This is a genomic window from Luteibacter sp. (genome assembly GCF_051958795.1).
Taxonomy (GTDB): domain Bacteria; phylum Pseudomonadota; class Gammaproteobacteria; order Xanthomonadales; family Rhodanobacteraceae; genus Luteibacter.
On record NZ_JBQCFT010000298.1, the window covers coordinates 1 to 11,426 of the forward strand.

Annotated in this window: 10 protein-coding genes; 4 read left to right on the top strand and 6 right to left on the bottom strand. The window is 66.6% G+C overall.

Going from position 1 to position 11,426, the window contains the following annotated elements:
- From ACTHLF_RS15555 to ACTHLF_RS15565, 3 genes are all read right to left on the bottom strand, one after another.
- The coding region (locus ACTHLF_RS15555; protein WP_440328371.1) for a TIR domain-containing protein at positions 1-1,742 on the bottom strand (1,742 nt) is incomplete at its 3' end.
- Positions 1,743-1,944: 202 nt separating this feature from the next.
- The gene (gene rclC, locus ACTHLF_RS15560; protein WP_440328373.1) at positions 1,945-2,562 is read right to left on the bottom strand and encodes a reactive chlorine resistance membrane protein RclC; all 618 of its coding nucleotides are present in this window, start codon (positions 2,560-2,562) and stop codon (positions 1,945-1,947) included.
- 116 nt (positions 2,563-2,678) lie between these two features.
- Entirely contained in the window at positions 2,679-3,578 is a 900-nt protein-coding gene (locus tag ACTHLF_RS15565) for a LysR substrate-binding domain-containing protein (protein WP_440328374.1), read from the bottom strand.
- 119 nt (positions 3,579-3,697) lie between these two features.
- Between ACTHLF_RS15565 and ACTHLF_RS15570 the strand changes: the two genes are divergently transcribed.
- The 4 genes from ACTHLF_RS15570 to ACTHLF_RS15585 all read left to right on the top strand — a co-directional run bounded on the left by ACTHLF_RS15570 (position 3,698) and on the right by ACTHLF_RS15585 (position 7,587).
- On the top strand, positions 3,698-4,420 hold the full coding sequence (locus ACTHLF_RS15570) for an SDR family NAD(P)-dependent oxidoreductase (RefSeq protein ID WP_440328375.1): 723 nt from the start codon (positions 3,698-3,700) through the stop codon (positions 4,418-4,420).
- Positions 4,420-4,905 carry a RidA family protein gene (locus ACTHLF_RS15575; protein WP_440328376.1) on the top strand — a complete coding sequence of 162 codons (486 nt, stop codon included), beginning with the start codon at positions 4,420-4,422 and terminating at the stop codon, positions 4,903-4,905. Before ACTHLF_RS15570 ends, ACTHLF_RS15575 begins: the two co-directional genes overlap by 1 nt.
- Positions 4,906-4,979: 74 nt before the next feature.
- The gene (locus ACTHLF_RS15580; protein WP_440328378.1) at positions 4,980-6,404 is read left to right on the top strand and encodes a hypothetical protein; all 1,425 of its coding nucleotides are present in this window, start codon (positions 4,980-4,982) and stop codon (positions 6,402-6,404) included.
- A 94-nt stretch (positions 6,405-6,498) separates the two neighbouring features.
- Complete coding sequence (locus ACTHLF_RS15585) at positions 6,499-7,587, top strand: glycosyltransferase family 9 protein (protein ID WP_440328379.1); 1,089 nt, start codon at positions 6,499-6,501, stop codon at positions 7,585-7,587.
- 106 nt (positions 7,588-7,693) lie between these two features.
- Here the strand turns inward: ACTHLF_RS15585 and ACTHLF_RS15590 are convergent, their stop codons facing one another.
- The 3 genes from ACTHLF_RS15590 to ACTHLF_RS15600 form a co-directional block, all read right to left on the bottom strand.
- Complete coding sequence (locus tag ACTHLF_RS15590) at positions 7,694-9,079, bottom strand: ATP-binding protein (protein ID WP_440328381.1); 1,386 nt, start codon at positions 9,077-9,079, stop codon at positions 7,694-7,696.
- Complete coding sequence (locus ACTHLF_RS15595) at positions 9,076-9,741, bottom strand: response regulator (RefSeq protein WP_440328382.1); 666 nt, start codon at positions 9,739-9,741, stop codon at positions 9,076-9,078. The genes ACTHLF_RS15590 and ACTHLF_RS15595 overlap by 4 nt, the downstream gene beginning before the upstream one ends.
- Positions 9,742-9,867: 126 nt before the next feature.
- Positions 9,868-11,346, bottom strand: a complete 1,479-nt coding sequence (locus ACTHLF_RS15600; protein ID WP_440328383.1) for a SulP family inorganic anion transporter — start codon at positions 11,344-11,346, stop codon at positions 9,868-9,870.
- Positions 11,347-11,426 lie beyond the last annotated feature (80 nt).

Consider the following 11,426-nt stretch of genomic DNA (forward strand, 5'->3'; position numbering starts at 1 on the left):
CATGCGGCATTGCGCGGATCCTGCTTGTGCAGCATGGCGAAGACCGGGAGCGCTGCGCTCACGAGGCTGCCCGCCGCCGCGTCATCGCCGGCGAGCCGACGCAGGCGGGCCAGGTGCGTGGAGAACAGCGCGACATGCTCCTGTGCGTCGGTATTGCTTGCGTCGAGCGCGACGAGGGCTCGAGCAGCGTCCACCGCGCCTTGCAGATGCGCGGTGCCGGCAGCCACATCGCCGGCCATGGCCTGCGTACGGCCGAGCATCGCCTGCACCGTCAGCAGGCTGTCCCGACGGTTTGCATCTTTTGGATCCGCGCGGCTAAGACGCGCCTGGATCGCCTCATCCGCGGCGTACTCGGCGATCGCGTTCGCCAGTTCGCCGCGCATCAGCGCGAGCTTGCCCAGGTTGTAATGCGCCGATCCGAGCCACTCGGCGACATCGGCATCGGCGGGCGTCGTGGCAGCGAGACGCTGGAGGCGCGCGAGCATGTCGCGGTAATGCGCCCCTGCGTCATCGAGCGCACCGCGTGCTTCCATCACGCGGCCCATGTTGTTATCGAGCATGGCCAGCTGGAAATGCAGGTCGTTGTTGGCAGGGGCTACCTGCTCGGCGCGCACCAGGATCGCGCGGGCGCTGGCGAATGCGCGCTGCGCTTCGTCCAGCCGCCCCTGCCGCCAGTGGACCATGCCGGTAAATGTCGTGATTTCGGCGAGCAGCACCTGGCGCGATACGTCGGCAGGCGCGGCGGCGGCCAGTCCGCTGGCTACGGTTCGCGCGGCCTCATACGAGGCGAGTGCCGCATCCAGCCGCCCCTGGTCGAGGCGCACGCTGCCGATCTTTTCCAGTGCCGTAGCCCGCTGCAGCAACGCCCTGTCGCTCACTTCATGCGTGGGTTGGGACTGGAAATAGGCCATCGCGCGGTCGTCCACCGCCTCCAGGATATCGAGCCGAGAGACCTGCGCGAGCTTGTCGTTGAGGTCGCCCAGCATGAACGCCACCAGGTCTTCGGCGTCCTTCTGCCTACGTTCCGCGACATGACTCGCCGCGACCGCGTCACGGCGGGCGATCATCGCGTTGATCGCCAGCACGGTCATCACCACTGTGACCGTGAGCGCCACCGCAGACAAGGCAACCGCGCGGCGTGCCCTTCGCTGCAGGTCGCGACGTTTCAGCATGTCGAGCTCGAGCCCGAGCATGCCAGCGACCAGCTTACACAGCGCATCCCGCTTGCCGTCGCCGCCGGGGCGTACATCCGCGGCAAGCGGTTCGATCACATCGTCGATGAGGTTGCCTTCCTGGTCGTAGCGCTGGCGCAGGGCTGGCGGAAAGCATTCCTCCGCGCCACGGCCCGGGATACGACTGGCGTTCGGCTCGCCGCCGACGACAAGACAGAAGATGCGCTCACCGCCGCCGAGCCGCTGGTAGGTCCTGACTTCCTCATCGACCCAACGCGACAGCGCAGCCTCGGGCGAACAGACGATCAGCAGGCAGGCCGATTGCGCGAGTGCGTCGGTCACCTTCCGGCCAAGGTCACGCGCGGTAGCCAGTTCGGCGGTATCGCGAAACACGGGAACGAGCCGGCGCGGCACCGAGCCGTTGTCGGTCACGCGGCCGACCAGCCGCTGCGGGATCACATAGGACTCAAGCGCGCGGTGCAGCCACGCCGCCCAGGCCTTGTCCCGGTGGCTGTAGCTGATGAAAGCCCGATAGCGAAAGGCAGGCGCCGCCGACCGTTGCGTAACCACGCGTGCTCTCCCACGACGTATGCCGAAGCCAGCCCATCCACCCCTTGGGGATAAGCACCGGCTTGCCCGCCTGCCCGGACACGCGAGTGGTTACGCTAGCACCAAAACGTGATGTTCATCACAATTCTTTGCGTTTTACCCGGGTTATTTCTGCTTTCGACAACAAAGCGGCGCCCTGCTGGGCGCCGCCTTGGTTGCCGCGTTACTTCACGGTCACGCCTGCAAGTACCGCCGTTCGGGGCTGCTCCGCAACACGCTCCGCAAGGATCCGCTTCGCCGCATCGATACCGATGACCCAGGCACCCGCGAGCATCAGCGTGTCCTTCAGAACCAGGCGCCCCGCACCTGATAGATAGGGGAAGCCGTGCTGCGCGTCGCCCAGTGCGGGCACCCATGCCTCAGGCGTTGTTACAAGAAACGACAACGTAACCAGGGTCGTGCCGAACGAAAGGAGCGCACCCAGCAAACCAAGCCGCTTCGAGAACGGGAACGACAGCACCAGCGCCGCGATGGTCAGCTCGACCACGCCGAGGCCACGCGAGAAGCCATACGTGTTGTTCTGCTCCTGCCAGGCGCGCTGCTCCGGTACCAGCTGGCCCTCATGGGTCAGGTGCGCCTTGTAGTCGGTCGGGTGTTCATAGAAGAACGACATGACCGGGCTGTTCGCGACGAACGGCGTGATGCTGTCGGCCTCGAACGGCACGAACTTCAGTGCGCCGATCCAGATGAACACGATGGCTATGGCGAGGCGGATAAGGTTCGGGCCGACGGACTCGAAGCGGACGAAGCGTTCCAGCAGGGAACGGAAGGCGGTGTTCATGTGAGCTCCAGGGTTAACAGGCCATCCGGCCCGGCTGGTGCACATGGTCCGCCGCCACGATCGAGAGTGTAAGACCATGAACGCTCACGTTCTGGCGCTATCGTCTCATCCGGTCGTCACCCCTGTCGCCACGACGGGCTTTGCCATGCCGCCAGGGCGTCGAGGAACACCTGCAGGCGTTGTGGCATGAAGCGGCGGGTGGGGTACACCGCGTGCACCGGGAATTCGGGCGAGGTCCATTCCGGCAGGAGGCGGACCAGCTCGCCCCTCGCGAGCTGGTCGTCGCAATAGGCGGACGGCAGGAAACCGACGCCGTGGCCGCGGTAGACGAACGCGCTCACCGAGTTGAAGTCACGGCTGGATAGGGGCCCGCTGACGTGCACCCGCTCCGTGCGTTTGCCTTTGGTGAGCACCCATTCGGCCTGGTTGTTTCGCCCATTGATCATCACGCACTCGTGCTCCGCGAGATCTTCGGGCTTCTGCGGCAATGTGCGTCCTTCCAGGTATCCCGGCGTCGCGACGACATAGCGCACGCTCGTGCCGATGGAGCGCGCGACCAGCGATGAGTCGCGCAGGTCACCGTAGCGGATGGCCACGTCGATGTTCTCGCCAATCAGGTCGAGGAAAGCGTTGGAAATGAAGAGGTCGACGCGAACGCGCGGGTACGCCCGCATGAAGTCCGATACGAACTCGAAGAACGGCGCCTGGCCCAGGATGACCGGCACGGAGATACGCAGCAGGCCCTCGGGCGTGCGCTGTGCCTGGGTCAGCGCACGCTCCGCATCCTGCAGTTCGTTCAGCGGTTCGCCGCACTGCTCGTAATACGCCCTGCCCTGCACGGTCAGGCTGAGCTTGCGCGTGCTGCGCTGGAGCAGGGTCACGCCCAGCGCTTCTTCCAGCGCGGTGACCCGCCGGCTCACCGTGGAGACCGGCATCGCCAGCGCCTGCGCGGCGCGGCTGAAACTGCCCAGCTGGGCGACCCGAATAAAGACCGCGATGTCGTTGAGATCCAGCATGGGCCGACTTTTGCACGAATGGAAAAGAGATTCCACACTTTTCCGTCTAATCAAGTAATGCCGATCGGCGGAGCATACCCATCCAGCAAGACACCTCCCCCAACGCATCGGAGTCACTCATGAACGCTAAAACCATCATCGTCACTGGCGCTTCCCAGGGCATCGGCGCCGGCCTCGTCAAAACCTTCCTTGAGCGCGGCTACAACGTCGTCGCCACCTCGCGCACGGTCAGCCAGTCCACCGAGCTGCCGAGCTCCGACCGCCTCGTCCGCGTCGACGGCGACATCGCCAGCCCGGCCACCGCCGAAGCCGTGGTCAAGGCCGCGGTGAAGGCCTTCGGCACGGTCGATGGCCTGGTGAACAACGCGGGCGTGTTCATCGCCAAGCCGTTCACGGACATCACCGAAGACGACTATCGCCAGCTGCTGTCGACCAACGTGGACGGCTTCGTCTACATGACCCAGCAGGTCATCCGCCAGATGCTCGCGCAGGGCACCGGTGGCGCCATCACCAGCATCACCTCGCCGCTGGCCGACCACCCGATCGCCGGCGTGCCGACCTCCGCCGCCATGATCACCAAGGGCGGCATCGAATCGGCTTCGCTGAACCTCGCGATGGAATACGCAGCGCAGGGCATCCGCGTGAATACCGTCGGCCCCGGCATCGTCGATACGCCGATGCACGCGAACGGCCCGAAGGACTTCCTCGCCACGCTTTCGCCGATCAACGGCATCTCGAGCATCCAGGAAGTCGTCGATGCCGTGGTGTTCGTCACCGAGGCGCCGCGCGTCACGGGCGAAGCGCTCCGCGTGGATGGCGGCGCCCACCTGGGTCGCTGGTAATGAACGCCCCGCAAGCGCAGGTCGCCGGCGCGGAACGGCGATTTGTGGAACTCGGTATCACCCTTCCGCCGCCGCCGTCGCCGTTTGGCAAATACGTCGAGGCGGTACGCGTCGGCAACATGGTCTACTTCAGCGGCATGCTGCCTGCCGTAGGCCATGACCTGCCCTTGCTGGGCCGGGTGGGCGAGGCGCTGACGGTGGCGGACGGCCGCAAGGCCGCCGAGATGGCCGCCCTCAGCGCGCTCGCCGCGGCGAAGGAGTTCCTGGGCTCGCTCGACAAGGTCACCGCCGTCGCGAAGCTCGGGATCTACATCGCCACGGTCGGCGATTTCCGCGAGCATCCGGCCATCGCGGATGGCGCATCCGAACTGATGGCCCGCGTATTCGGCGACGACAAGCTCGCCCCGCGCGTGGTCCTCGGTATGGCGAGCCTCCCGCTGGGCGTACCGGTGGAACTGGAAGTCCTGCTCGAAGTCGCCGATTGAGTGCGACAAGGTGGGCGGCCTCAAGCTGTGCGGCCGCCCGCCGTTACACAAGGAGACTCTGACGAAGGACCGTTGTGAATCCCCTGCTGCTGAAGACCCCCGCCGCACCCGCCGCACCTTCGTGGCAGGACCGGATCGTCGCCCTGGCGACGCGCCCGGCTGTGTCGTCGCTCGCGCCGGCAAAGCCCTCCGTCGTGTTCGAGAGCTCGCCGCCGGCGACCGACCCGACGTATACCGACGCGTCGAAAAACACGGTGGACCCCTCTTCCGACGATGCAATCGGCGCATTGCTCGCACGCAACGGCACCCCAGGCCAGGCAGGTAGCGTCTTCGCCGGTCTCGGCCAGGCGCTGCTCGGCCGCGTCACGACCGAAGGCGCCAATTTCAGCTCCAGTATCTCCGGCGCTACCGGCGCGGACAGCACCATCAGCCTGGGCATCCAGACGGCAAGCGGCGCCACGGTCAAGCTGGCGCTGAGCGCGACGGCCGACGGGCTCTCCGTTGCATTGAATTCGGATCGCACGCTCTCCGAGGGCGAAAAGAAGGCTGTCGCCGGATTGTCCCGTGCCTTCCAGGATGCCGTGGATGGGCTCAGCAAGCAGCCGCCCATGCTGTCGCTCGATGGATTGATGGCCGCCGATCCGTCGGTGCTCACCGGCGTCGACCTGAGCGCCACGGTCGCAACCGCGCCGGGCGTCCACGAAACGATCGACCTGCATGCCGGCAGCGACAGCCGCACGCTGAAGATCGCCGGTGCCGCGGGGTCCCTTTCGCTGGGCCTGGACATGAGCCAGCCGGCGACGTGGGGCAACCGTGCCCAGCGCGAAGCGTCGATCGCCAATACGCTCGACCAGATCGACGCGGCCGCGACGCGCGGTCATGCCGATACGTCGCTCGTCGCACTGTTCAAGGATGGGTTCAGCCAGCTCAACAGCCACTATCCGCCATCGCCCGCTGATGCGAGCACGCGCGGCACGACGCGCGATCTTTCCAGCACCGATCACGCGCTGCTGACCGGCCTGGCCGACTTCCAGGCGTCGATCGCGCAGGCCGGCAGTTCACCCAATCCGATGCGCAGCGGCGAGCGCGATACGTTCAACTACGAGCTATCGCAGTCGACTGGGCTTAGTGGTCGCAACGCCAGCGACCGCCACATCAGCCAATCGCTGTCGAGCCACCTTACGGCGACCTTCCACACGTCGCCGTGGGCGGATACTGCGCTGCATCTCACCAATCAGCTGGGGTCGCAGAACTACAACTACACCGAGATCGACGACTCGGCGCATGCAAGCACGGATATTGCGTACGCGAAGGGCAAGCTCGTCTCCGCGAGCGTCAGCCACGATGCGAACCAGGACACCCGCGTGCGCAAGTACATGGTGGGCCAGCTCATCGACGACACCGACACGCCGACGCACCACGAGGCGACCCGTGACCTGCTGCCGCTGTTGAAGGCCATGGCGCGCCCGTCGGCGGGCACTCAGCTAAGACTAGGCTAAGTAAGCCTCCCGTCATCTGGCTGACAGGAGGCCCTAAGGTCCGTTCGGCAAGGTGTGCGCATCGCCCGCCCCACGGGTGCTTCACGGAATGCGCATGTCCTTGATCGTCGCCACCAACCGTTCCACGGCTGCCACGGAAGGCAAGCGCGCGCCCATGCACGGCCGCCTGCAAGCCTTTCGCCGCGCGGCCATGGCGTGGTTCGTGCGCCGGGCGTTTCCGGAGGCGCCGAATGTCGTGGCACCGGGCCAGCTTCCGCGTACCGGCATGCAGCGCATCCTGGTCTGCCGGCCCAACCACCGCCTCGGCAATACCTTGATGGTGACGCCGCTGCTCGCCGAACTCGAGGCGCGGTTCCCTGGCGCGGAAGTGGACCTGCTTGCATCCGGTGGTGCCGCGCGCGGCGTGTTCTCCGGTTTTCCCTCCGTCGGCGAGTTGTTCCTGCTCGATCGCCGCGCGCTGCGTCACCCGCTGGCCACGTTGCGCACGCTCGGCCGCCTGCGTGCAAAACGCTATGACCTGGTGATCGATGCCGCCTCGGGCTCATCATCCGGCCGCGTGGCCGCGGCTCTTGCCCGTGCCCGATACCAGGTGCGCATGGACGCCACGCCCGACGCACCTGCGCATTTCGCGGCACGGCCTGTACATGCGCTGCGCGAGGCACTCGGCATCCAGGGTGGCGAGTGGCCGATGCTCGACCTGCGCCTGAGCGACGCGGAGCGAGCGAAGGGCGCCGCTACGCTGCACCGCGTGCTCGATGCCGGGCATGACGGCATGGCACCGGTGATGGCGATCTTCCCCAATGCCACGGGGGCCAAATGCCAGGATGCGCAGTGGTGGCAGCAGTTTCTCGCGGCACTGTTCGAGCGCATCGGCGAACACCGCGTCGTGGAACTGGTGGCCGCGGATGGCCTGTCGCGGCTGGATAACGCGTACCCGACCTATTTCACCAGCGATGCCCGCAAGCTTGCAGCGTTCATCGAGGCCGCAGGCGTGTACATCAGCGCCGACTGCGGCGTGATGCACCTCGCCGCTGCGACTCGCGCCACCACCATCGGCCTGTTCAACCGCACCGACCCGAAGCGTTATGCGCCGTATGGCGCGGGTAATGCGGGCATCACGTGTGATGAAGCGGGTGCGGAGCAGACCGCGCGGCGCGTCGCGACGTTGCTAAAGCCGTTGTAGGAACGTTGTGGGAGCGCGCTTGCGCGCGATGGGTGCTCGTCGCAAGCACCCATCGCGTGCAAGCACGCTCCCACAGCACGCTCCCACAACGGCGTTAGCACGATAGCTAGCGGGCTAGCGGCATGCGCACGTGCACCCGCAGCCCGTGCCCCCACGGCGCATCCTCGAGGCTGACCTGCGCGGAATGCAACTGGGCTACGCGCTGAACGATCGACAGGCCCACGCCGAAGCCATCGCCAAGGCCGGTCGCTTCGCGATGGAAGCGGGCGAACACCGCCGTGCGCCGTTCCGGCGGAATGCCCGGGCCATCGTCGATCACGTCGATGTGCGCCTCGCCGTCGCGTGCCGCCAGGACCAGCATCACGCGGCCACCGGGCGGTGCGTGGCGTGCCGCATTCTCCAGCAGGTTGCGCAGCATCGCCGCCAGCGCGGCGGGATACCCCATCACGCTGACCACCTGCGACGGCAGCTCCACGCTCAGCGTGAAGCGTGTGCAGTCCACGGTCGGCGACCATTCCGCAACCACCTCACGGGTCACCTCGTTGAGATCCACGCGATTGACCGGCAAGTGGGCATGTTCATCCAAGTGGGCCAGCACCAGCAGCTGGTCGGTGCGCCGCGAAAGCAGGCGCAGGCTGGCCAGCGCATCCGCCAGCGTGGCTGGCGAGGCCTCGGCACTGCCGAACGCGGCGGCGCTGTCGAGGTTGATCATCGTGGCGGCAATCGGCGTGCGCAGCTCATGCGCTACGTCCGCGCTGAAGCGCCGCTCGCGGTCCAGCGTGGTTTCGATGCTGTCGAACTGCGCGTTGAGCGCATCGACGATCGGCGTGATCTCGCGCGGCGAATCCGCGAGCCCGACCGGCTCGGGGGCACCCGGCTGTCGACGGGCCAGCAGGTTCGCCAGCGTATCGAGCGGCCGCAGGCCACGACGCACGGCCCAGCGCAGCGCGATGAACAAAAGCGGCAGGCCGACCAGGATAGGCAACGCACGCTCCATGGCGACTGCATTGGTCATGTCGCGCCGGGAATCGTGCCGCTCTGCGACGCTGATGGTGACGCCCAGCGTCGGGTCCATGCGCGTATACACGTGCCAGAGGCGGCGATGGACCACGAACGTACGGATGACGCCGTCGGCCACGAGATCGCGTGGCAGGTCGCGCATGTTTTCGGTCACCAGCAGCGGATCGCCATCCTTGTCGGTCACCCGGTACCCCACCTCGGCCTCGAAGGTCGAGGCCGGTCCTTCACCGTTGGCGACCACAGGTACCGACGGCAGCGCTTCAAGCAAGGCCTGGTTCGAAAGCGCACCCACGCCGGTCTGGCGGAGCAGCGCGTCGAGCGTTTCCGCCGTCTGGCGCAACCGCACGTCCGACAGCTCGTTCAACTCGGAGAGGGTCCGCAAGGCCGTGAGCAGCCCCAGCGGCAACAGCACCGCGAGCACGGCGAACGCTACGTAGCGACGCAGGCGGCGCTGGAGCGAGCCAGGCCTCACGCAGCGTCCGTCGGGACCATGTAGCCGAAACCACGAACCGTGCGGATGCTGTCCGACCCCAGCTTCCGGCGCAGGGCGTGCACCAGCACCTCGAGCGCGTTGGGCCCGACATCGGACTCGTTGCCGTAGACCGAGCGCTCGATCGTTTCGCGCCGGACGATGCGCCCTGCCCGCTCCATCAGCACGTGCACGAGGGCGAACTCGCGGCGGGTCAGCTCGATCCGCTCGCCCTCGCGGGTCAGCTCCATGCGCCCCACATCCAGGCGGAGGGGTCCCGCCTCGATGACGTTATCGGCCAGGCCCTGCGCGCGACGGGCCAGCGAGCGGATGCGCGCGGCCAGTTCGTCGAGATGGAAGGGCTTGACCAGGTAGTCATCCGCGCCGGCATCCAGGCCTTCCACGCGCGACTCGATGCTGTCGCGCGCGGTCATCACCAGGATCGGCGTGCGGATGCCCGCGCGGCGCGCCTCGCGCAGGACCTGCACGCCATCCTTGTTGGGCAGGCCCAGGTCCAGCAGCACCAGGTCGACATCTTCCTGCCGCAGCGCCTCCAGCGCCTCGTTACCCGCGCGCAGCCACATCACCGCGTGCGTAAGCTGCTCCAGCGCGCGCTTGATCGCGGCACCAAGCCGCTCGTCGTCCTCGACCAAGATGATGTTCACGGGAGCCTCCGTCACTACGTCAGCGCCTATTCTGCAATATCGAGACGGAACGGAAACCTGCCGTGTCTCGGCGCCTGCCTACCCGGGAACTATCGCGCGCAAGCGCGCTCCCACATGGGACTGTGGTCAGTGACCGCTCGCGGGACGGGCGCCTTCCTTGTCGTGCGTGCCGAGGCGGCCCACCAGGGTGGCGCTGGCCTGGTTGAGGCCGCGCACCTCCACGGGTACGCCGAGGTCACGGAATTTCAGGACGACCTTGTCGAGGGCGCCCACGGCGGTGAGGTCCCAGAAATGGGCCTCCTCGACATCGATGACCACGCCTGAAAGCCCGTCTTCGCGGAGGTCGAACTCTTCGACGAACGTATCCGAGGAAGCGAAGAAGACCTGCCCTTTTACCGAATATGTGCGTATGCCGTCCGCCGAAAGCGAGCTGTCGACGTCCAGCATGCGGCCGACCTTGGTGGCGAAGAACACGGCCGAGAGCAGTACGCCGGTGAGGACGCCACGGGCGAGATCGTGCGTCCACACCGTCACCACCACGGTCGCAAGCATCACCACGCTGGACGAGGTGGGGTGCGAACGCAGCGTCGCGAGCGAGCGCCAGCTGAAGGTGCTGAGCGACACCATGATCATCACCGCCACCAGCGCCGCCATCGGGATCTGGCGGACCCATGGCGCGCCGAACACCACCAGGATCAGCAGGACCACGCCCGCGACCAGGGTGGAGAGCCTGCCGCGACCACCGGATTTCACGTTGATCACCGACTGGCCGATCATGGCGCAGCCGGCCATCCCACCGATCAGGCCCGTGGCGATGTTGGCCAGGCCCTGGCCCATGCATTCGCGGTTCTTGTCAGAGCGAGTGTCGGTCATGTCGTTGACGATCTGCAGCGTCATCATCGACTCGAGCAGCCCAACCACCGACATGGTCAGCGCGTACGGCAGCACGATCTTCAAGGTTGCCAGGTTCAGCGGCACGTCCGGCCAGAGGAAATGCGGCAGCGAATCAGGGAGCGCTCCCATGTCGCCGACACGGTGAATATCCATCCGGAAGACGATCGCAACGATCGTCAGCACCACGATCGCCACCAGCGGCGACGGCACGGCCTTCGTGATGTACGGAAACAGGTAGATGATCGCGAGGCCGGCGGCGCACATCGGGTACACCAGCCAGGGCACGCCGATCAGCTCGGGTAGCTGGGCCAGGAAGATCAGGATCGCCAGCGCATTAACGAAGCCGGTCACCACCGAGCGTGACACGAAGCGCATCAGTGATCCGAGCTTCAGCGCACCGATGCCCATCTGGATGATGCCGGTACAGATCGTGGTGAGGAACAGGTACTGCAGCCCGTGTTCTTTCACGAGCGTGACCATGAGCAGGGCCATGGCACCGGTTGCCGCCGAGATCATGGCTGGGCGGCCGCCGGCGAAGGCGATCACTACGGCCATCGAGAACGACGCGTAAAGGCCGACCTTGGGGTCGACGCCCGCGATGATCGAGAAGGCAATGGCTTCAGGGATAAGGGCGAGTGCGACGACGAGGCCCGAAAGGACGTCGCCACGCACGTTGAAGAACCATTGCTGGTTCCAACGGGTGGTATGCATGGGTGGGTATTCCTGGTGCGCCGGAAGGAAAAGGCCGGCAAGCGTCAACCCCGCGGCGGGAGGCCACGGCCGTCAGATAA